18 protein-coding genes are annotated in these 21,075 nt (G+C 69.4%); 15 read left to right on the top strand and 3 right to left on the bottom strand.

Annotation, left to right across the window (positions count from 1 at the left end):
• Window positions 1–158 precede the first annotated feature (158 nt).
• The gene (gene phoU, locus ABT061_RS00770; protein ID WP_350911244.1) at window positions 159–818 is read left to right on the top strand and encodes a phosphate signaling complex protein PhoU; all 660 of its coding nucleotides are present in this window, start codon (window positions 159–161) and stop codon (window positions 816–818) included.
• A gap of 93 nt (window positions 819–911) precedes the next feature.
• Here phoU and ABT061_RS00765 read toward each other — a convergent pair whose 3' ends face one another.
• From ABT061_RS00765 to mshA, 3 genes are read right to left on the bottom strand one after another with little or no spacing between them, the layout of a single operon-like run.
• Entirely contained in the window at window positions 912–1,655 is a 744-nt protein-coding gene (locus tag ABT061_RS00765; RefSeq protein ID WP_350911242.1) for a phosphoglyceromutase, read from the bottom strand.
• A 34-nt stretch (window positions 1,656–1,689) separates the two neighbouring features.
• Window positions 1,690–2,169, bottom strand: a complete 480-nt coding sequence (locus ABT061_RS00760) for a type III secretion system chaperone family protein (RefSeq protein WP_350911240.1) — start codon at window positions 2,167–2,169, stop codon at window positions 1,690–1,692.
• Between the two features lie 22 nt (window positions 2,170–2,191).
• On the bottom strand, window positions 2,192–3,475 hold the full coding sequence (gene mshA, locus ABT061_RS00755; RefSeq protein WP_350911238.1) for a D-inositol-3-phosphate glycosyltransferase: 1,284 nt from the start codon (window positions 3,473–3,475) through the stop codon (window positions 2,192–2,194).
• A gap of 98 nt (window positions 3,476–3,573) precedes the next feature.
• On the opposite strand from mshA, the gene ABT061_RS00750 reads away from it, so the two are divergent.
• The 14 genes from ABT061_RS00750 to ABT061_RS00685 all read left to right on the top strand — a co-directional run bounded on the left by ABT061_RS00750 (window position 3,574) and on the right by ABT061_RS00685 (window position 20,951).
• Window positions 3,574–4,311 (top strand): SDR family oxidoreductase, encoded by a 738-nt coding sequence (locus ABT061_RS00750; RefSeq protein ID WP_350911236.1) that lies wholly within the window; start codon window positions 3,574–3,576, stop codon window positions 4,309–4,311.
• A 3-nt stretch (window positions 4,312–4,314) separates the two neighbouring features.
• The gene (locus tag ABT061_RS00745; RefSeq protein ID WP_350911234.1) at window positions 4,315–5,106 is read left to right on the top strand and encodes a class I SAM-dependent methyltransferase; all 792 of its coding nucleotides are present in this window, start codon (window positions 4,315–4,317) and stop codon (window positions 5,104–5,106) included.
• 119 nt (window positions 5,107–5,225) lie between these two features.
• Window positions 5,226–5,594: a BlaI/MecI/CopY family transcriptional regulator gene (locus ABT061_RS00740; RefSeq protein WP_350911232.1), complete on the top strand. Its 369-nt coding sequence runs from the start codon at window positions 5,226–5,228 to the stop codon at window positions 5,592–5,594.
• Window positions 5,595–6,521, top strand: coding sequence for a M56 family metallopeptidase (locus ABT061_RS00735; protein WP_350911230.1), 927 nt, complete (start codon window positions 5,595–5,597; stop codon window positions 6,519–6,521).
• Between the two features lie 106 nt (window positions 6,522–6,627).
• Window positions 6,628–7,155 (top strand): helix-turn-helix domain-containing protein, encoded by a 528-nt coding sequence (locus ABT061_RS00730; protein WP_350911228.1) that lies wholly within the window; start codon window positions 6,628–6,630, stop codon window positions 7,153–7,155.
• A gap of 3 nt (window positions 7,156–7,158) precedes the next feature.
• Window positions 7,159–7,578 (top strand): hypothetical protein, encoded by a 420-nt coding sequence (locus ABT061_RS00725; RefSeq protein WP_350911226.1) that lies wholly within the window; start codon window positions 7,159–7,161, stop codon window positions 7,576–7,578.
• A gap of 213 nt (window positions 7,579–7,791) precedes the next feature.
• On the top strand, window positions 7,792–8,118 hold the full coding sequence (locus ABT061_RS00720) for a DUF2516 family protein (RefSeq protein ID WP_350911224.1): 327 nt from the start codon (window positions 7,792–7,794) through the stop codon (window positions 8,116–8,118).
• 79 nt (window positions 8,119–8,197) lie between these two features.
• Window positions 8,198–8,752 (top strand): GNAT family N-acetyltransferase, encoded by a 555-nt coding sequence (locus ABT061_RS00715; protein WP_350911222.1) that lies wholly within the window; start codon window positions 8,198–8,200, stop codon window positions 8,750–8,752.
• Between the two features lie 48 nt (window positions 8,753–8,800).
• Window positions 8,801–9,862, top strand: a complete 1,062-nt coding sequence (locus ABT061_RS00710) for a LacI family DNA-binding transcriptional regulator (protein ID WP_350911220.1) — start codon at window positions 8,801–8,803, stop codon at window positions 9,860–9,862.
• Entirely contained in the window at window positions 9,849–11,234 is a 1,386-nt protein-coding gene (locus ABT061_RS00705) for a serine/threonine-protein kinase (protein WP_350911218.1), read from the top strand. Before ABT061_RS00710 ends, ABT061_RS00705 begins: the two co-directional genes overlap by 14 nt.
• Before the next feature lie 275 nt (window positions 11,235–11,509).
• Window positions 11,510–13,081, top strand: coding sequence for a cellulase family glycosylhydrolase (locus tag ABT061_RS00700; protein ID WP_350911216.1), 1,572 nt, complete (start codon window positions 11,510–11,512; stop codon window positions 13,079–13,081).
• Window positions 13,082–13,487: 406 nt separating this feature from the next.
• A complete protein-coding gene (locus tag ABT061_RS00695) occupies window positions 13,488–16,427 on the top strand; it encodes a glycoside hydrolase family 48 protein (protein WP_350911214.1) in 2,940 nt (979 codons plus the stop codon).
• 342 nt (window positions 16,428–16,769) lie between these two features.
• On the top strand, window positions 16,770–19,274 hold the full coding sequence (locus ABT061_RS00690; RefSeq protein WP_350911958.1) for a glycoside hydrolase family 9 protein: 2,505 nt from the start codon (window positions 16,770–16,772) through the stop codon (window positions 19,272–19,274).
• Between the two features lie 114 nt (window positions 19,275–19,388).
• The gene (locus tag ABT061_RS00685) at window positions 19,389–20,951 is read left to right on the top strand and encodes a cellulase family glycosylhydrolase (RefSeq protein ID WP_350911212.1); all 1,563 of its coding nucleotides are present in this window, start codon (window positions 19,389–19,391) and stop codon (window positions 20,949–20,951) included.
• Window positions 20,952–21,075: the final 124 nt, after the last annotated feature.

Genomic DNA, 21,075 nt, shown 5'->3' with positions numbered 1-21,075 from the left:
CAGCTCACTCACGTGGTCCTCCCGTAGGCTTCACGTTTTCGATGGTAGGTGGGGGTTTCCATGTTGGGGACGGCCCGGGGGTGGTGACAGCGGCCTTTCCCGCAAAGTTCACTTTGCGGTCGAGGTTCGTTCACCGGTCCCCTCATACGGTGAGTTCCATGCGCGACGCCTATCACGAAGAACTCGACGCCCTCACCGAACGGCTGGTCGAGATGACCCGGCTCGTGAGGTCGGCGATATCGCGGGCCACCACAGCCCTCCTGGACGCGGACCTTCATCTCGCCGAGAGCGTCATCTCCCAGGACGAGGAGGTCGACCGGATCTTCGCGGAGATCGAGGCCACGATCTTCGACCTGATGGCCAGGCAGCAGCCGGTGGCCGTGGATCTCAGAATGATCATCGCGGCGCTGCGGATGGGCACCGACCTGGAGCGGATGGGCGACCTCGCCGAGCATGTGGCCAAGGTCGCCAGGCTGCGCCATCCCGACTCCGCGATCCCGCCGGAGATCCGTGCCACCATCCTGGAGATGGGCCAGATCGCCGAGCGCCTCATCACCAAGACCGGCAGCTGCATCGCCTCGCGCGACGTGGAGTCCGCCCTGGAGCTGGAGGCCGACGACGACGCGATGGACAGGCTGCACCGCAGGCTGTTCAAGGTCCTGATGGCCCCCGACTGGAAGTACGGCGTCGAGCCGGCCATCGACGTGACGCTGATCGGCCGCTACTACGAGCGCTATGCCGACCACGCGGTCCGTGTCGCGCACGACGTGGTCTATCTGGTGACGGGTTCCCGGCCGCAGGACACCAGCGCCCTCTGACTCCCCCCGTCGATCTCCTCAGCCCCTCGGAACGTCAGGAGGGCCCGCCGGATCCGGCGGGCCCTCCTGGTGTTCCTGCGGATGAGACCGGGGCTACTTGCCCTGGTTGGCCACCGCCTCGATGGCGGCCTCGGCGGCGGCGGGGTCGAGGTACCGGCCGCCCCTGGTGACGGGGTGGAAGTCCGCGTCCAGCTCGTACTGGAGCGGGATGCCGGTGGGGATGTTGAGCCCGGCGATCTCGTCGTCGCCGATCCCGTCCAGGTGCTTGACCAGCGCCCGGAGCGAGTTGCCGTGCGCGACGACCAGCACGCTCCTACCGGCCGCGAGGTCGGGCACGATCTGGTCGTACCAGTAGGGCAGCATGCGCTCGACGACGTCCTTGAGGCACTCGGTCCTGGGCAGCAGCTCGCTCGGCAGCAGCGCGTAGCGGGGGTCGCCGGACTGGGAGAACTCGTCGTCGTCGGCGATCGCGGGCGGCGGGACATCGTAGGAGCGACGCCAGAGCATGAACTGCTCGTCTCCGAACTCGGCCCGCGTCTGCGCCTTGTCCTTGCCCTGCAGGGCGCCGTAGTGGCGCTCGTTGAGCCGCCAGGACCGGGAGACCGGCAGCCAGAGCAGGTCGGCGGCGCCCAGCGCGAGGTTGGCCGTCTGGATCGCCCTGGTCAGCAGCGAGGTGTGCACCACGTCGGGTCGCACCCCGGCGTCGAGCAGCAGCCTTCCTCCGCGCCGTGCCTCCTCCTCGCCCTTGGCCGAGAGTCCCGCGTCCACCCATCCGGTGAACAGACCCTTGGCGTTCCATTCACTCTCACCGTGCCGGAGCAGCACCAAAGTCGACATACCGACAAGCTTAGTGGGCGTCCCCCGGTGCCCCTCAGCGCTCGGGATCGGCGAAGCGGGCGAATGCCTGGAGGTTGGCGAGCGACTCACCGCGCTTGGCACGCCACTCCCACTCGCGCCGGATCGAGGTGGCGAAACCCAGCTCCAGGGCGCGGTCGAACCCCTCGTCGGAGTAGGTGAGCACGCACCCGAGAAGGCGGTCGATCTCCTCTTCGGTGATCGCCCCCAACGGGGCCCGGCCCACGAGGTAGACGTCACCGATCGGGTCGAGGGCGAAGTGCACCCCGTACATGGAGCCGTTCTTGGTGAGCAGCCAGCGGTAGAACTCGGCGTGGTTCTCGTCCGGCCGGCGGCAGAAGAACGCCTCCACGTGCAGGGCCTGGTCGCCGACGATCAGCCAGGTCATGGTGGCCAGCTTGTGCTGGCCGGGGAGCTTCGCCAGGAAGGCCCCCGGCCTGGGCTGCTCGTAGGAGACGTCCGCGCTCTTCAGCGCCGCCTCGATCACTTCGCGCATGGGCCCAGCCTACGAGCGGGTCTCATGAACTGACCGCGATGGGGACCCGGTGCAGGTTCGCCATCGCCCCGGCGTAGACATCCGCCAGCCTGGCCGCGGTGGCCGACCAGCCGAAGGCCGCCGCGTGGGCCACCGCGGCCGCGGACAGCGCCTCCCGCCAGGCGGGGGCGTACACGAAGCGGCCGAGCACCCGCGCCCAGTCGTGGGGGTCGTGCCCCTCGACGAGCACCCCGGAGGCGCCGTCGCGCACCGCGGTGCGCAGCCCGCCCACGGACGCGGCGGCCACGGGGGTGCCGCATGCCTGGGACTCCAGGGCCACCAGGCCGAACGACTCGTTGTGCGAGGGGACGACCGTCACATCGGCCGCGCGGTACCAGTCGGCCAGCTCGTGCTGGGGCGCCGGTGGAACGATCCTGACCACGTCGGAGATCCCCAGCGAGGCGGCCACGTCGGTGAGGTACGAGGGCCTGGCCAGGCCGTTGCCGCTGGGGCCGCCGACGCAGACGACGACCAGTCTCGACCTGAGCGAGGGATCTTCGAGGAGCATCCTGGCCGCGGCGCGCAGCAGCACGTCCGGGGCCTTCAGCGGCTGCACGCGGCCCACGAAGAGCAGCACGTGGGCATCCTGCGGCAGCCCGAGCCTGTGCCGGGCCGCGCCTTTGGAGGCGGGCTGGAAGACCCTGAGGCTCACGCCGGGGTTGACCACCTCGACCCTGGCGGGGGCCGCCCCGTACAGCTCAACGAGATCACTGGCCTCGGCGGGGGTGTTGGCCACCAGGCGGTCGGCAACGTCCACGACCTGCTGTTCGCCCAGTACCCGGGCCGTCGGCTCGGGCTTGTCGTCCTCGGCCAGCAGGAGGTTCTTCACCTTGGCCATGGTGTGCATGGTGTGCACCAGCGGCAGGCCCCAGCGCTCCTTGGCCAGCCAGCCCACCTGGCCGGAGAGCCAGTAGTGGGAGTGGATGACGTCGTAGCGGCCCGGCTCGTACATGGCCTCGGCCCGCAGCACGCCCGACAGGAAGGCGCAGAGCTGGCCTGGCAGGTCGCCCTTGTCGAGCTCCTCATACGGTCCGGCGGTGACGTGGCGGACCGAGACGCCCGGGACGATCTCCGCGACCGGTGGCAGGTCCCGGGATGTCTGCCGGGTGAAGATCTCCACCTCCACCCCGAGTTCGGCCAGGCGTTTGGCCACCTCGACGATATAGACGTTCATACCGCCCGCGTCCCCGGTTCCCGGCTGGTCCAGGGGGGACGTGTGCATGCTGATCGTCGCGACTCGGTTGACCCGCCGTCGCCTCACCGACACCACCTCCGAGTGGGCTCAACCACCTGAGAATCCGCAACATTCCCGACACATCACCGCAGAAGGGTCCGTGTGGGGTGGTCCTGGCAGGATGGAGGGTTATGAAGAGGACAGCTGTGGTGACAGGGGCCAGCAGTGGGATCGGCGAGGCGACGGCCCGCCGGCTGGCCGCGGAGGGCTTCGACGTGGTGGCCGCGGCACGGCGCCGGGAGCGGCTGGAGGCGCTGGCCGCCGAGGTGCCCGGCATCCGCGCTGTCACCCTGGACGTGACGTCGCAGGAGTCGGTGGACGAGCTGGCCTCCTCGCTCGACCGCTGTGACGTGCTGATCAACAACGCCGGTGGCGCGATCGGCCTGGAGCCCGTGGCGAGCGGGGACATCGCGGACTGGCAGCGGATGTACGACGTCAACGTGCTCGGCACGCTCCGCGTCACCCAGGCACTGCTGCCCCGGCTGATCGAGTCCGGCGACGGCGTGCTGCTGATGCTGACCTCGGTGGCCGGGCTCGTCTCGTACGAGGGCGGCGGCGGCTACAACGCGGCCAAGCACGCGCAGACCTCGATGACCGAGGTGCTCAGGCTGGAGCTGGTCGGCCAGCCGGTCAGGGTCGTCGAGATCGCCCCCGGGCTGGTCCGTACCGAGGAGTTCTCGCTGAACCGCTTCCGCGGCGACTCCGCCGCCGCCGACGAGGTCTACCGGGGCGTGCCCGGCCCGCTCACCGCCGACGACGTGGCCGACGCCATCGCCTGGTGCGTGACCCGGCCGGCCCACGTGAACATCGACCGCCTCGTCATGCGCCCCCGGGCCCAGGCCGCCCAGCACAAGCTCCACCGCGTCTGAACCATGTCCAAGCCGATAGGGGAGATCACCAGGGGGACCACCGGTCACAACCGCCTGCGGCGGGCCGACCGGTGGGTCGTCGCCGCGCACGGCCGCCTGCTGCGCGCCGCCGACCGCCCGCTGGTGGTCGACCTCGGCTACGGGGCCTCGCACACCACGACCCTGGAGATGTTCCTGCGGCTGCGCCGGATCTGCCCCTCGGTCGAGGTCGTCGGCGTCGAGATCGACCCGGCCAGGGTCGCGGCGGCCAGACCCCACGAGCGCCCGGGGCTGTCCTTCGCGCTTGGCGGCTTCGAGTTGCCGGTGGACCGGCCGCCCGTGCTGGTCAGGGCCTTCAACGTGCTGCGGCAGTACGGCGAGGCGCAGGCGTGGGAATACTGGGCGATGCTCCGCGAGCGGCTCGCGCCGGGCGGGGTGATCGTCGAGGGCACCTGCTCGGAGGTGGGCCACCGCGCGGTCTGGGTCGGGCTCGACCGCTCGGGTCCCCGGACACTGACCCTCTCGGCCCGCTTCGACTCCTTCGAGCGCCCCTCGGATCTGGCCGACCGGCTGCCCAAGACGCTCATCCACCGCAACGTCCCCGGTGAGCCCGTCCACGCCTTCCTGCGTGACTTCGACCACGCCTGGGCGGTCAACGCGCCCTTCGGCTCCTACGGTTCCCGCCAGCGCTGGATCGCCTCCGCGGAGACGCTCGCCGCGACCTGGCCGCTGGCCGCGCGCCCCCCGCTCGGCGGCCGGTCGCGCTGGCGGCTCGGTGAGATCACCCTCCCCTGGGCCGCGGTCGCCCCGAGATGACCGGCTGGACTCCGCCGCGTCCTGAGCGAAGCGCGTGAGACGAGCGGGTACGCCGTGAAACGCATCACTCGACAACCCGTAGTACTACCCCTCGTGGTGCGGGGGTTAGTCTTGACGGTGTGAAGGGTCTCGGCGAGCTTGAACGCAGCATCATGGACATCATCTGGGCACAATCATCCCCCGTGACGGCACGGGAGGTCGGACGCCTGATATCCGACCGCGACCTGGCGCCGACCACCGTGATGACCGTGCTCGACCGGCTCACCCGCAAAGGCTTCCTGGTCCGCACCCGTGACGGGCGCGCGTGGCGGTACGCGTCCGCGGAGAGCCGCGACGCCTACGTCGCGGAGCTTATGCTGGAGGCGCTGGATCTGACCGGTGACCGGTCGGCGGCCCTCACCCGGTTCGCCCAGGCCGTCACCGGCACCGAAGCCGACATCCTGCGCAGGGCCCTGACCGGCCTTGAGGAGGAGCTGGAGGACGAGTAAATGACCGCGGCAGCCCTGGCGACGCTCGCCCTGGCCTGCGCGGTCGGCGCCTGGCGGTTCACCAGGGCACGGTGGACCTACCGCGCTCCGCACGTGGCCATCGTGCTGTGGCAGGCGCTGGGGGTCACCTGGGGGCTGGCCGGTACGGGCGCTCTGCTCGGCTACGCGCTGGAGCCCTATGGCCAGGGTGTGCTGCACGGCCTGGCCGGCTTCGCCGCCTCCGCGTTCGGTGGCGGCCGGGGATTACCCCAGCCGTACGACCTGCCGAGGATCGTCGCGCTCATCGCCGGGCTGACGGCGCTCGCCGTGCTGATCATGGTGCTCCTCGCCGCGGGCGTGCAGACGTTCCGCGCCCGGCACCGCCACCGCACCCTGCTCGCCCTGATCGCCAGGGAGGACCCGGTGGTCCCCGGCGTACGGGTGCTCGACCACCCGGGCGCCACCGCCTACTGCGTGCCCGGCCTCCGCTCCCAGGTGGTGGTCAGCGAGGGTGCGCTGAAGTTGCTCTCCGCCGACGAGCTGACCGCGGTGCTCGCCCACGAGACCGCCCATGTGCGCGAGCGGCACGACCTGGTGCTGCTGCCCTTCGCCGCGCTGCGCAGGGCCCTGCCCTGGTCACGCGTGGTCAAGGACGCGCAGAGCGAGGTCAGCCTGCTGGTGGAAATGGCCGCCGACGACGTCGCCCGCCGCTACTGCTCACCACGCCGCCTGGCGACCGCCCTGCTGCGCTTCGGCACGGCGGGCGCCGTCCCCGCGCCGCACGGCGCGCTGGGCGCCGCGACCTCGTCGTCCGCCGCCGTGATGGCCAGAGTCGAGCGCCTGGTGACACCGGGCCCGATCCTGCCGCTCGGGGTCCGCTACGCCATCGTCGCCTTCTCCGTCACCCTGACGGCCTCGGCCCCGCTGCTCTGGCTGATCCCGCACTGACCTCACCTCGGCGTATCGGCCATCCTGATACAACTTCACCCCAAAACGCTTGCAAGTGTTAGCCATGGCGTTTGCAATTGCAAGCATGGTGGGGCAGACTCAAGGTATGGCACTACCCAAGGTCGGCTCGATCGGTGAGTACATCCGCGAGCAGCGCACGCACGCGAAAATCTCCCTGCGTCAGCTCGCCGCGGCGGCGGGGGTCTCCAACCCCTACCTGAGCCAGATCGAGCGCGGGCTGCGCAAGCCCAGCGCCGAGATACTGAACCAGATCGCCAAGGGCCTGCACATCTCGTCGCAGGCGCTCTATGTCCAGGCCGGCCTCATCGAGGAGCGCGAGCCGGACAGCGACGTGCTGACCGCGATCAGAGCCGACCACCTCATCACCGAGCGCCAGCGCCAGGTGCTGATCGACATCTATGAGTCGTTTCGCAAGGAGAACCGGGCCGAGGCTCCGGACGAGGATGCGCAGACCTCCCAGAAAGCGCATCCCGCACCGGAGCCCCGGCAGGGTGACGCGGGCTCCTCGCCTGACGACGAGGTACCGCTGCCCGGGGAATATCTCACCGCGTTGAAACCCTACGCGGCGCCCCCGAGCAACGGCCACATCACAAAGGAAACCAAGGAAGGTTAACCCATGCCCATCACCACCGAAGTCAAGAAGATCGCCGAGTCCAAGCCGTTCTACGCCGTCGCCGGGGCCGGCGACTTCGCCGTCGAGAAGCTCATGAAGCTTCCGGAGCGGATCCATAGGCTGCAGGGCCGCCGCGAGGAGATCCGCGAGGCCGCGAAGGACCTCCCGGAGAAGGCCAGGGAACTCGCCGGCAAGGCCGAGGGCTACGCCAAGGACTTTCCCGTGAAGGCGCGCGACTACGCCGACCACTTCGCGGGCAGGGCCACCGAGCTCTACGAGGAGTTCGCCAACCGCGGCCGCAAGGTCGTCTCCAAGACGAGCAGCGAGGCCGCTCTGGAGCTGGAGGAGCTCTCCGAGGCCGCCCGGCCCACGACCCAGAAGAAGGGCACCCGCACCTCGAGGTCCGGCACCTCCAAGTCCTGAGCCCGTCGCGGGCTCGTCAAGCGAGGTCGCGGCCGGGCAACCGGCTCCAGGACCCGTTCCGGCGCCGCCGGGGCGGGTCCTGCGGCGTTCGGGGGCCGTTCCCCGGCCGAGCGTGTTCGACCGGAGCGGGCATGTGGAGGCCGATGACGCCGCGAAGGGGACTTTCGGCATTAGGCTGAGGGAAACCGGTGAGGCGAGCGTTCTGGAGAGACGATGATCCAAATCCACGGTGCCCTGGACCTGGTCTTCTGGATCCTGGCCGTCGGGGTGTTCGCGCTGTCGGGCTGGGCACTCGTCCACGCGGTGAGGACCCCCGCACGGGCGTTCGCGGTCACCGGCAAGCAGAGCAAGAACCTGTGGCTGGTCATCCTGGGGCTGGCGGCCCTGTTCGGCTTCGCCGCCGCGGTGGGTTATCTCAGCACGCTGAGCATCTTCACGATCGCGTCCGTCATCGCCTCGGGCATCTACCTCGCCGACGTGCGCCCCGCCGTGCGGGAGATCGGCAAGGGCGGCAACCAGGGGCCGTACGGCCCCTGGTGAGGCGCTCTCCCTCCGGCTGAGGACCGGCGCCTCCGGCGATCCGGTTGCCCTGCGAGGTTTCGGCCGGTAGACACACCGAATGATGTTCGCGCACAAACCCACGCTCTCCGGAGAGCACGTGACGCTCCGGCCTGTCGGCCCCGAGCATGTGGACGGCCTCTGGGAGCTGGTCAACGACCCCGAGACCGTCCGGCTGACCGGCTCGCACGGCAAACCGGAGTTCGAGTCGATCAAGAGCTGGTACGGCTCGCGGGGTGACCACGGCGACCGGCTGGATCTGGCGATCTGCACCGCCGAGGACGACGCCTACGTGGGCGAGATCGTGCTCAACCAGCTCGACGCCGAGAACCTCTCCTGCAACCTGCGCATCGCGCTGATCGGCCCGCGCGTCTACGGCAAGGGGTACGGCACCGAGGCGATCCGGCTGACCCTCGACCACGCCTTCACCTCCACACCGCTGCACCGGGTGAGCCTGGAGGTCTACGCGTTCAACGAGCGGGCCGCTCACGTCTACCGCAAGATCGGCTTCACTCCGGAGGGGGTATGCCGTGACGCACTGCGCATGAACGGCGAATGGTACGACTCCGTAATCATGGCGATACTTGCCTCTGACTGGGTTGTCAGGGAAATTTGACATACACATGGTGATTTTTCGGAAACATCTTTTGACACTTCCGAAACAATGCTAGGTTCACTGGGAGCGCTCCCACCTGTGCGGAATCTTGGTGTGGAGGAAGTTATGACGGATCTACCCACACTTGCCCAGGTCGCAGCAGAGGCAGGGGTCTCCCCCGCCACAGCGTCCCGGGTACTCACCGGTTCAGTCAGAGTCAGCACATCGACTCGTAGGCAGGTGCATGACGCAATCTCGCGTCTCGGTTACGTAAGGCATCGCGCTCCCCGTGGCGGCTCCGGCCGCCGATCCGACCAAGTCGTGGCCGTAGTGGTCTGCGAGCCCGCGCACCGGCTGTTCACCGAGCCGTTCTACGCGAGAATGATCACCGCTGCCGAGGAGGTTCTCACCGGGCACGGCGTTCCCCTGGCCGTGATGACCGCCACGGCGGCCACCTCCACCATCGCCACGCCCCCGCTCGTCGCCGGAGGCATCGACGGCGTGCTGTTGATCGGCGCGCGCGACAGGCACCCGCTCGTGGTGACCCTGGCCGCCTCGGGCATCCCGGTACGCAGCGCGGGCCGTCCCCCGGACGGCATCGACCTCCCCCATGTCGACATGGACAACCGCGACGGCGGCAGGCAGGCGGCGGAGCACCTGCTGCTCGGCGGCCGGCGGTCCATCGGCGTCATCGCGGGGCCGCCCGCCCTGCCGGCCGCCCGTGACCGGCTCGACGGATTCCTGCGGACTCTCACCCTGGCCGGGATGACCGGCGTGCCGGTCGCGTACGGCGACTTCAGCCACGCGTCGGGGGTGCACGGCATGCAGTGGCTGTTACGCCGGATGCCGCACCTCGACGCGGTCTTCGCGGCCTCCGACGTGATGGCCGCGGCCGCGTTGCAGACCCTGCGCCGGGCCGGCCGCCGGGTACCTGAGGACGTGGCGGTCATCGGCTTCGACGACGCCCCCGCCGCCCGGCGGACCTCCCCCACGCTCACCACGGTCCGTCAGCCGGTGGAGGAGTTCGCGGCGCTGGCCACCAGGCTGCTGCTGCTCTCGATGGGCTCGGCAGGCGCATCCCGTGACAACCCCGTACTCCCCACTGAGCTGGTGGTCCGTGAGTCCGCCTGACCTTGTCGGACTCCGTGCGGGAGACGTGCTCACCCGCAGGTACCTGCTGCTGGAGCGGATCGCCTGGGGCGGCATGAGCGTCATCTGGCGCGCCTTCGACCAGTCGTTGCAGCGGATGGTCGCGGTCAAGCTGCTGGACGGCGAACTCGGCGTCGACCACGGGGAGCGCGAGCTCATCCGCAGGGAGGCGCGCGCCACCGCGCGCCTCATCCACCCCGACGCGATCGAGGTCTACGACTACGGGGAGACCGTGACCTCGCACGGTCGCCTGGCCGCCTACGTGGTGATGCGCCTGCTGGAGGGGCGACCGCTCGCCGACCGGATCATCGAGGGCCCGCTGCCGTGGGCGGAGGCGGCGCTGATCGCCGCCAGGCTGGCCACCGTGCTGGCCGCCGCCCACGAGCGGGGGATCGTCCACCGGGACGTCACCGCCGACAACGTGCTGCTCACCGCTACCGGCGCCAAGTTGCTCGACTTCGGCATCGCGGCGTTCATCGGGGAGGACGGCGACGACCGGGCCTCCGACTACGGCACACCTCCCTACGTGGCGCCCGAGCGGCTGACCGGCACCGTCGCGGACCCGGCGAGCGACGTCTACGCGCTGGGCGTGCTGCTGTTCGAGATGCTCACCGGCAACCCCCCGTATCCGGAACGCACCTGGGAGGAGATCGAGAACGTCCGGCGGGAGGGCCCCCCGCCGATGGCGGACGTGCCGGGGATGCCCGCACAGATCAGCACTCTCTGCCAGACATGCCTGTCACCTCGGCCCGAGGTCCGGCCGAAGGCACAGGAGGTGGCCGACGGCCTGGCAGAAGCCCTGATGCCGCCCCGTTCGACCGGCAGGAGCACCCTGACGCGCTGGAGCATGGTCACCGCGACGGCGACGACGCTGCTGGTGGGAGGCCTGGTGTGGAGCCAGCTCACCGGTTACCCCGACGGCCGGGGGGCCGGCCCTCAGGGGCGCGGAACGCTCCCGGCCGCCGCCCTCGACCCCGCCACCGCGTTCCCCGAACCGGGCACGACGCCGAGCCCCAGCCCCTCCCCTTCCGCTCCCGCCGTCCGCAAGGGGGGCGGGCGGGAGGTGGAGCAGACGCCCTGGACAGAGGCTGTCCGCTCCTCCGTCCCGAACCTCAACCAGAGCCTGCGGAGTTTCAACGCCGTGCTGGCGAAGGGGGAGGACGAGGGCAGGATCCGCCCGGACGTGGCCCTGGACCTGCGGCAGGTGCTGGCCAACAGCGTCCGGGACTCCGGCGACCTCACCTCGATCCGGGGAAAGATCGCCGACCGGAACCGGGAGGGCTCCCTGCCCGACGATTTCCGCCGCGCGCTGGAGGCACAGCTCCTGCTCGTGTCGGTGGCCCTGACCGGTTGAGCCCGTCGCGCCGGCCTGCCGCGGTGGTACCCCACCACCGGTGAACAGACCGGCGGGTGGCGCGACGGGTGAAACTTTCACCTGGTGATCGGCGGGACGGGAAGCGTACCGAGCGAGCTAGGAGGGGTCGCGGGCGCCCCTGAGGGGGCGGGAACGGTCCCGCACACGGTTGACGGGAGCGGGGTGAGCGCCGAACCATGGCGAGCGCGACCGGCCGCACCTTCGATCGCGGGGGCCTCTCCCCGCGTACAGATCCCGTCCCCGAAGGGTTCTTGATGAAAGTCCTGCGTGTTCGCAGGTGGCCGGCGGCGCTCGCGGCGCTCGTGGTCACCTCGGCGCTGGCGGTCGCGCTCGGCTCCTCCCCCGCGGGTGCCGCGGGCGGAACCGGTACCGGCTACCTGCGCACCTCCGGTAACAAGATCGTCGACAGCACGGGCGCGACGGTCCGGCTGACCGGCATCAACTGGTTCGGCATGGAGACCGACAACAAGACCTTCCACGGGCTGTGGTCGAGCAACCCGTGGAAGGGCCAGATCGACAAGATGGCCTCGCTCGGCTACAACACCCTGCGCGTGCCGTTCTCCAACGACGCGCTCAAGCCGGGCGCGGTCGCCAGCGGCATCAACGACTACGTCAATCCCGATCTGGTCGGCAACACCCCGCTGCAGATCCTCGACAAGGTCATCGCCTACGCGGGAAGCAAGGGGATGCGAATCATCCTCGACCGGCACCGGCCGACCGCCGCCGGGCAGTCGGCCCTGTGGTACGTCGCCTCGACGCCGGAGAGCACCTGGATCAACGACTGGAAGGCCCTTGCCCAGCGGTACGCGGGCAACACCACGGTCATCGGCGCCGACCTGCACAACGAGCCGCACGCCGAGGGCACCAACCCGGCGGCCACCGGGGCGTGCTGGGGGTGCGGCGACACCGCGCGCGACTGGCGACTGGCCGCCGAGCGCGCGGGCAACGCCGTGCTGTCGGTCAATCCCAACTGGCTGATCTTCGTCGAGGGGGTGAGCTGCCCGAGCGGTGGCCTGTCCAACGTCTGGGACAACGACCCGAGCAACGACGAGGACTGCGGCTGGTGGGGCGGCAACCTCTCCAAGGCCGGAGAGTTCCCCGTGCGGCTGAACGTGGCGAACCGGCTGGTCTACTCGCCCCACGAATACGCCACCTCGGTTTACCACCAGGCCTGGTTCGACGCGCCGAACTATCCGGCGAACATGCCCGCGATCTGGGACAGGTACTGGGGCTATCTCTACAAGCAGAACATCGCCCCGATCATGATGGGCGAGTTCGGCACCACGCTCCAGGCGGCCGTGGACAAGGTCTGGCTCCAGGAACTGATGAAGTACACCGGCACCGGGGTGAACGGCATGTCCTTCACCTACTGGTCGTGGAATCCCAACTCGGGTGACACCGGTGGCATCGCCAAGGACGACTGGATCTCCATTAATCAGGACAAGCAGGACATTCTCCAGCCGTACCTGATCCCACCGGTCGGCGGCGGTGGCGGAGGCACCCCCACGCCCACCCCCACACCGACGGCCACCACCTGCCAGACCACCTACGCGATCACGAACTCCTGGTCCGGCGGCTTCCAGGCGGAGCTGACCGTGAAGAACACCGGGACGTCGACCTGGAACAACTGGTCGGCGAGCTGGACCATGCCGTCCGGGGTGACGCTCGGCAGCGGCTGGAACGCCACAGTCACCCAGAGCGGGACCACCTTCACCGCGAAGGCCCCGAGCTACGCGGCCAACCTCGGGGCGGGCCAGTCCGTCGTCGTCGGCTTCACCGCCACCGGGCCCGCCACCCCAGGCCCGTCCAACATCACCTGTTCCTGATCGACATCTCCCCGGCGGGTGCCCGCCCGCCGGCATCGTCGAGGGCGTGCCGCCGAGCGGCACGCCCTCGCGTGGCATCTTTCCGGATCCTGAAACGGATCCCGGCACGAGCTCCGGTGTTCGGCGGCCCCGGGGCCGGACTCGGCCTCGCAAGCAAGCGCTCGACCCCAAAGATCGGGAAGCCTGAAACTTTCACGGCCTGCGAAAAAAGTGGCGCGGATCGTAGCAGCCTGGCGGCATGGGCCGTGAAACATCGACGTAACCGAGGACACATGCCATTGACATCCCTGGGACTGTCCCCAGAATCCCTTATGGGAGCGCTCCCACCCCCTCTCTCCCTTGCTTGATCCTGCGCGAGGCCACTACCAGCAAATTCGTGCTGATCTCACCCCCGGAGGCCCACTTCATGCATCGATATCCCATCAAAGCGGGAGCGCTCCCACGCTTCCGGAGACGAGTCGCCGCGCTGGCGCTGCTCAGCCTGGCGGCCGGGACGACCACCGCGCTGGCAGCCTCGCCCGCGCTCGCCGCCGTCGCCTGTGACGTGACCTACACGACCAACGACTGGCAGGGCGGCTTCACCGCCAACCTGACCGTCAAGAACCTCGGTGACCCGCTGACCGGCTGGACCCTCGGGTTCAGCTTCCCGACGACCACCCAGAAGGTCACCCAGGGCTGGAGCGCCACCTGGGCGCAGAGCGGCCAGGCCGTCACCGCCAAGAACCTGGACTGGAACGGCAACCTGGCCACCGGTGCCTCGACCAGCATCGGCTTCAACGGCAGCTGGTCCGGTACCAACCCCAAGCCGACCTCCTTCACGGTCAACGGCGTGGCCTGTGGCGGGACCACCCCCGTCAACCAGCCGCCCACGGTGAAGATCACCGCTCCGGCGGCCGGGGCCACCTTCGCCGCGCCCGCGACGGTCCCGATCACCGCCGACGCGGCCGACAGCGACGGCACCGTCTCCAAGGTCGAGTTCCTCAACGGCAGCACGGTGCTGAGCACCGACACCACCGCGCCGTACGCCTTCAACTGGACGAACGTCGCCGCCGGAAGCTACTCGCTCACCGCGCGGGCGACCGACAACGCGGGGGCGGTCACCACCTCCACCCCGGTGGGGATCACCGTCACCGCCGACTCCGCCGCCGCGGTGCTCGCCACCCCGTCCACCATCGCCGTCCCCGAGGGCGGCACCGCCGACTTCTCGGTCAAGCTCTCCAAGGCCCCGACCTCGAACGTCACCGTGACGACCGCCAGGACGAGCGGTGACACCGACCTGACCGTCTCCTCCGGCGCGTCGCTGACCTTCACCACCGCCAACTGGAACACGGCCCAGACGGTGCGGATCGCCGCCGCCGAGGACGCCGACCAGACCTCCGGCAGTGCGGAGTTCACCTCGACCGCCCCCGGTCACACCTCGGCCAAGGTGACCGCCACCGAGGTGGACAACGACGTCAGCGGTGGCGACAACGAGTACATCAAGCGCTTCGTCGCGATGTACAACAAGCTCAAGGACCCGGCGAACGGCTACTTCTCGCCGGAGGGCGTGCCCTACCACTCCGTCGAGACCTTCATGGTCGAGGCACCGGACCACGGGCACGAGACCACCTCCGAGGCCTACAGCTACTACCTGTGGCTGGAGGCGGCCTACGGCAAGGTGACCGGCGACTGGAGCAGGTTCAACGCCGCCTGGGCCTCGATGGAGAAGTACATCATCCCGGCCACCGCCGACCAGCCGACCAACTCCTTCTACAACCCGTCCAAGCCCGCCACGTACGCCGGCGAGTGGGACGACATCAAGCAGTACCCCTCCAAGCTGGACAACGGCGTGAGCGTCGGCGTCGACCCGATCGCGAACGAGCTGAAGACCGCCTACGGCACCAGCGACGTCTACGGCATGCACTGGCTGCTGGACGTGGACAACACCTACGGCTTCGGCCGCTGCGGGGACGGCACCACCAGGCCCGCCTACATCAACACCTACCAGCGCGGCCCCGAGGAGTCGGTCTTCGAGACCATTCCGCAGCCGTCCTGCGACACCTTCAAGCACGGCGGCCCGAACGGCTTCCTGGACCTGTTCACCGGGGACAGCAGCTACGCCAAGCAGTGGAAGTACACCAACGCCCCCGACGCGGACGCCCGCGCCGTCCAGGTGGCCTACTGGGCGCACACCTGGGCCACCGAGCAGAACAAGGCGTCGCAGGTCTCGGCCACGGTCGCCAAGGCCGCGAAGATGGGCGACTACCTGCGCTACGCGATGTACGACAAGTACTTCAAGAAGCAGGGCTGCACCAGCACCTCGTGTGCGGCGGGCACCGGCAAGGACAGTGCCTCCTACCTGCTGAGCTGGTACTACGCCTGGGGCGGCGCCAACGACAGCTCCGCCGGCTGGGCCTGGCGGATCGGCTCCAGCCACAACCACTCCGGCTACCAGAACCCGATGGCCGCCTGGGCGCTGTCCAGCGTGGACGTGCTCAAGCCCAAGGGCACGACCGCCGTCGCGGACTGGACCATCAGTGCCAAGCGACAGCTTGAGTTCTACCGCTGGCTCCAGTCGAGCGAGGGCGCGATCGCCGGTGGCGCCACCAACAGCTGGCAGGGTCACTACGCGGCCCCGCCGTCGACACTGCCCACCTTCTACGGCATGGCCTATGACTGGCAGCCGGTCTACCACGACCCGCCGTCCAACCAGTGGTTCGGCTTCCAGGCCTGGACGATGGAGCGGGTCGCGGAGCTCTACTACGCGACCGGCAACGCCGACGCCAAGCTGATCCTCGACAAGTGGGTCAAGTGGGCCACCGACAACACCACCGTCAACGCCGACGGGACCTACCAGATCCCCTCGACCCTGGTGTGGACCGGCCAGCCCGACACCTGGAACGCGAACAACCCCGGCAGCAACAGCGGGCTGCACGTGAGCATCAGGGACTACACGACGGACGTGGGCGTGGCGGGTTCCTACGCCAAGGTGCTGATGTACTACGCGGCCAAGTCCGGCAACGCCACCGCCAAGAACGTCGCCAAGGGCCTGCTCGACGGCATGTGGAAGAACAACCAGGACGCCAAGGGTGTCTCGGTCCCCGAGACCAAGGCCGACTACCGGCGCCTCAACGACCCGGTCTACGTCCCCGCGGGCTGGAGCGGCAAGATGCCCAACGGCGACGTGATCAACTCCAGCTCGACCTTCCTGTCCATCCGGTCCTTCTACAAGAACGACCCGGACTGGCCGAAGGTGGACGCCTTCCTGAAGGGCACCGGGCCCGCCCCGTCCTTCAACTACCACCGGTTCTGGGCACAGGTGGACGTCGCCGTCGCCCTGGCCGAGTACGGCCGGCTCTTCCCCTGATCCGGCACCTTCCCCGATCCCGATTCCGACCTTGACCCCGGTTCCCGGTCCGGCTCCCGTCTGAGCCGGACCGGGAACCGGGATCCACCTCCCCCGAGACCTCGGGGCGTGACGGCACCCCTGACCTGCTGTCACGCCCCGAGCACCACCTCCGAGAGGCACCTTATGAAATCCAGTGAGGGGACTACCGGATTCGTCCGGCGGGGAAATCGCTCCCGCGTTGGTCTTTCTCCGTTCGAGCCGGGCAGGGCTTGTCCGTCGCCTACCCCGACCGGGGAAGGCGAGAAGCCGCTTCCTTCGAGGAGCGGAGGAGTCACGAGGAAAACCTTGGCGGTTCTCGCCATGGCGGTTCTCACGTTGTCCGGCCTGACGGCCGTGCCGGTGCCCGCGGCGTCTGCCGCCGCGGCGCCGCAGTTCAGCTACGGCGAGGCGCTGCAGAAGTCCATCTGGTTCTACGAGGCCCAGCAGTCGGGGAAGCTGCCGAGCTGGAACCGCGTCGGCTGGCGCGGCGACTCCGGGCTCACCGACGGCCAGGACGTCGGGCTCGACCTGACAGGCGGCTGGTACGACGCGGGCGACCACGTCAAGTTCGGCCTGCCGATGGCGGCCAGCGCGACGATGCTGGCCTGGGGCGCGGTGGAGTACCGCGACGCGTACGTCTCCTCAGGGCAGCTCACCCACCTGCTGAACAACCTCAAGTTCGTCAACGACTACTTCATCAAGGCCCACCCGTCGGCGAACGTGCTGTACGGGCAGGTCGGCAACGGCGGCAAGGACCACGCCTGGTGGGGTCCCGCCGAGGCGATGCAGATGGAGCGGCCCGCTTACAAGATCGACGCCTCCTGCGGCGGAGCGGACCTGGCCGGGGAGACGGCGGCGGCGATGGCGGCGTCATCCATCGTCTTCCGTCCGACAAATCCGACTTATGCCGACACGCTGGTGACGCACGCCAAGCAGCTCTACACCTTCGCCGACACCGTGCGGAAGAAGTACAGCGACTGCATCACCGACGCGTCGGGCTACTACCAGTCGTGGAGCGGCTACAACGACGAGCTGGTCTGGGGCGCGATCTGGCTGCACCGGGCCACCCAGGACGCCTCCTACCTGGCCAAGGCGGAGTCGTACTACGACAACCTCGGCACCGAGCCGCAGTCCACCACGAAGTCCTACAAGTGGACGATCGCCTGGGACGACAAGTCGTACGGCACCTACGTGCTGCTGAGCAAGCTGACCGGCAAGCAGAGGTACCTCGACGACGCCAACCGCTGGCTCGACTACTGGACCGTCGGGGTCAACGGCCAGCGGGTGAAGTACTCACCGGGCGGCCAGGCGGTGCTCGACCGGTGGGGATCGCTGCGCTACGCGGCCAACACCTCGTTCGCGGCCCTGGTCCACTCGGACTCGATCACCGACGCGACGCGTAAGGCGAGATATCACGACTTCGCGGTCAGGCAGATCAACTACGCACTCGGCGACAACCCGCGCAACTCCTCGTACGTGATCGGGTTCGGCGCGAACCCGCCGAAGAACCCGCACCACCGCACCGCGCACGGCTCGTGGACCGACCAGATGACCAACCCGGTCGAGACCCGCCACACCCTGTACGGCGCCCTCGTCGGCGGCCCGCCCGACCCCGACGACAAGTACACCGACAAGCGCGACGACTACGTGATGAACGAGGTCGCCACCGACTACAACGCCGGCTTCACCAGTGCCCTGGCCCGGCTCTACCGGGAGTACGGCGGAGCCCCCGCCGCGAACTTCCCGGTCGCCGAGGCCCCCGACGGGCCGGAGATCTTTCTGGAGGCCGGGGTGAACGCCTCGGGCTCGACGTTCACCGAGATCAAGGCCATCGTCAGGAACCAGTCGGCCTGGCCCGCGCGCCCGCTGACCAACGGCTCGTTCCGCTACTACTTCACCCTCGACGGCACCACGACAGCGAACCAGATCACCGTGTCGTCGGCCTACAACCAGTGCAAGGCCCCGACCGGGCCGACCCTGCTGTCCGGTAAGACCTACTACGTCACCATCGACTGCTCCGGCACCTCCATCTCCCCCGCAGGCCAGTCGCAGCACCGGCGCGAGGTGCAGTTCCGTCTCGCGAGCACCGGCACGTGGGACCCGTCCAACGACTGGTCGTACGTGGGCGTCGCCACCACCCCCGGCGCGACCCCGGTCCGGGTGCAGAACATGACGCTCTACTCCGGCACGACGAAGATCTGGGGCACTCCCCCCGGTGACGAGCCGCCGCCGCAGGAGGACCTCGTCGCCCCGTCCCGGCCCGGCAAGCCCGTCGTCTCCGCGATCACCGGGAGCAGCGCCACGCTGACCTGGACCGCGTCGACGGACAACGTGGGCGTCAGCGGCTACGACGTCTACCGGGGCACGACGAAGGTCGCCACCTCCGCGGCCGCCTCGTACACCCTCACCGGCCTGACCCCGGCGACGGCGTACACCGTGTCCGTGGTGGCCAGGGACGCGGCGGGCAACTCCTCCGAGGCGTCCGAGAGCACCGCGTTCACCACGACCCAGGCCCCGGCGGGCGGCTGCACCGCCACCTACACGGTGGGCAACAGCTGGCAGGGCGCCTTCCAGGGCGAGGTCACCGTCAAGAACGAGGGCGCCTCGGCGATCTCCGGCTGGACCGTGACCTGGAAGTTCCCCAACGGCCAGACGATCAGCCAGCTCTGGAACGGCACGCTCACCCAGACCGGGGCGGACGTGTCGGTCAGGAACGTGGCCTGGAACGGCAACCTCGCCCCGAACGCGTCGGCGTCCTTCGGCTTCACCGCGAGCCAGAGCGGCGCGGGCGGCATCCCCACTCCGGTGACCTGCACCGCGAGCTGACACCTTCGTCCCTCCAATGTCCAGGCGCCCGAGTCCACTCAGCCGGCGCCCCCTGCCCCGGCCGGGCGTGACGACCCCTCCGCCCGGCCGGGCACTCCCCAACCGAGGTAGGTCATGCGTTTCAGAAGCCTGGCGCTGCTCGCGGCGCTCCTGCTCTCGTTCTTCGTCTCGATCCCACCCGCCCACGCCGCCGTCGGTCTCCGCGTGAGCGGCACGAAGATCGTTGAGTCGAACGGCAACACGTTCGTCATGCGGGGTACCAGCCACGCGCACACCTGGTACCCGTCCCAGACCGCCTCGTTCGCGGGTATCAAGTCGCTCGGCGCGAACACGGTCCGGGTGGTGCTCAGCGGCGGCCGGTGGACCGCCAACGGCGTCTCCGACGTGGCGAACGTGGTCTCGCTCTGCAAGCAGAACAAGCTCATCTGCGTGCTGGAGAACCACGACACCACCGGGTACGGCGAGCAGAGCGGCGCCTACACCCTCGACCAGGCCGTGGACTACTGGATCAGCGTCAAGAGCGCGATCGTCGGCCAGGAGGACTACGTGGTCCTCAACATCGGCAACGAGCCCTTCGGCAACAACGCGACCACCCCCGGCTGGACCCAGGCCACCTCGTCCGCGATCTCCCGGCTGCGGAGCAACGGCTTCCAGCACCTGATCATGGTCGACGCGCCCAACTGGGGCCAGGACTGGAGCTTCACCATGCGCGACAACGCGGCCACCGTCTTCGCCGCCGACTCGCAGCGCAACACCGTCTTCTCCATCCACATGTACGGCGTGTTCGACACGGCCGCCGAGGTCACCGGCTACATGCAGAGCTTCCAGACCGCCGGGCTGCCCCTGGTCGTCGGCGAGTTCGGCTTCGACCACTCGGACGGCAACCCCGACGAGGACACGATCATGGCCCAGGCCCAGGCCAGGGGCATCGGCTACCTCGGCTGGTCGTGGAGCGGCAACGGCGGCGGCGTCGAGTACCTCGACCAGGTGACCAACTTCAACGCCGCCAGCCTCACCAGCTGGGGCCAGCGGCTCTTCAACGGCGCGAACGGCATCGCGCAGACCTCCGTCGAGGCCAAGATCTACGGTGGGAGCACCACCCCCGACACCGAGGCGCCGACCAAGCCGGGCACGCCCACCGCCTCCGCGATCACCGGGAGCGGCGCCACGCTGACCTGGACCGCCTCGACGGACAACCGCGCCGTCACCGGCTACGACGTCTACCAGGGCACCACCAGGCTCGGCTCCTCGGCGACGAACTCGATCACCCTGACCGGGCTCAGCGCGCAGACCTCCTACACCGTCCACGTGGTGGCCAGGGACGCGGCCGGGAACACCTCCCCCGCTTCCAACACCACCACCTTCACCACCACCTCGGCCCCGCCGAGCGGCTGCACCGCCACCTACAAGACGGTCAACTCCTGGCAGGGCGGTTTCCAGGGTGAGGTCACCGTCAAGTGCACCGCCGCAGTCACCGGCTGGAAGACCGTTCTCACCTACCCCTCGGGCGTGAACATCACCCAGTCCTGGAGCTCCACCCTGTCCGCCGCTCCCCCGGCCTTCACCTTCACCAACGCCGCCTGGAACGGCTCCATCCCCGCCGGCGGATCCACCACCTTCGGCTTCATCGGCAGCTGGAGCGGAAGCGGCACCCCACCCACCCCCACCATCTCCTAGCCCACCCACAGTCCCCACCCGCACGGAGTTCTCCCGCGCGAGCGACCCTCCCGTACGAGAACCCGGTGCGGCCGGGGCAAGGGGGTACGGCTCACCTGCCGTGCCCCCTCTCCCCGGACCGCTT

This window comes from Streptosporangium sp. NPDC002544 (assembly GCF_040295965.1).
Lineage (GTDB): Bacteria > Actinomycetota > Actinomycetes > Streptosporangiales > Streptosporangiaceae > Streptosporangium.
Note: the sequence above shows the minus strand (reverse complement) of the source record. Positions and strands in the feature narration are given on the sequence as shown.

Excerpts from the sequence above, each read along its gene's own strand:
- ABT061_RS00715 (WP_350911222.1), top strand. The coding sequence starts at position 8,198 with ATGATGTTCGCGCACAAACCCACGCTCTCCGGAGAGCACGTGACGCTC.
- ABT061_RS00735 (WP_350911230.1), top strand. The coding sequence starts at position 5,595 with ATGACCGCGGCAGCCCTGGCGACGCTCGCCCTGGCCTGCGCGGTCGGC.
- ABT061_RS00750 (WP_350911236.1), top strand. The coding sequence starts at position 3,574 with ATGAAGAGGACAGCTGTGGTGACAGGGGCCAGCAGTGGGATCGGCGAG.
- ABT061_RS00690 (WP_350911958.1), top strand. The coding sequence starts at position 16,770 with ATGGCGGTTCTCACGTTGTCCGGCCTGACGGCCGTGCCGGTGCCCGCG.
- ABT061_RS00730 (WP_350911228.1), top strand. The coding sequence starts at position 6,628 with ATGGCACTACCCAAGGTCGGCTCGATCGGTGAGTACATCCGCGAGCAG.
- ABT061_RS00685 (WP_350911212.1), top strand. The coding sequence starts at position 19,389 with ATGCGTTTCAGAAGCCTGGCGCTGCTCGCGGCGCTCCTGCTCTCGTTC.
- ABT061_RS00745 (WP_350911234.1), top strand. The coding sequence starts at position 4,315 with ATGTCCAAGCCGATAGGGGAGATCACCAGGGGGACCACCGGTCACAAC.
- ABT061_RS00765 (WP_350911242.1), bottom strand. The coding sequence starts at position 1,655 with ATGTCGACTTTGGTGCTGCTCCGGCACGGTGAGAGTGAATGGAACGCC.
- ABT061_RS00710 (WP_350911220.1), top strand. The coding sequence starts at position 8,801 with ATGCTAGGTTCACTGGGAGCGCTCCCACCTGTGCGGAATCTTGGTGTG.
- ABT061_RS00725 (WP_350911226.1), top strand. The coding sequence starts at position 7,159 with ATGCCCATCACCACCGAAGTCAAGAAGATCGCCGAGTCCAAGCCGTTC.
- ABT061_RS00760 (WP_350911240.1), bottom strand. The coding sequence starts at position 2,169 with ATGCGCGAAGTGATCGAGGCGGCGCTGAAGAGCGCGGACGTCTCCTAC.
- ABT061_RS00720 (WP_350911224.1), top strand. The coding sequence starts at position 7,792 with ATGATCCAAATCCACGGTGCCCTGGACCTGGTCTTCTGGATCCTGGCC.
- ABT061_RS00695 (WP_350911214.1), top strand. The coding sequence starts at position 13,488 with ATGCATCGATATCCCATCAAAGCGGGAGCGCTCCCACGCTTCCGGAGA.
- ABT061_RS00700 (WP_350911216.1), top strand. The coding sequence starts at position 11,510 with ATGAAAGTCCTGCGTGTTCGCAGGTGGCCGGCGGCGCTCGCGGCGCTC.
- phoU (WP_350911244.1), top strand. The coding sequence starts at position 159 with ATGCGCGACGCCTATCACGAAGAACTCGACGCCCTCACCGAACGGCTG.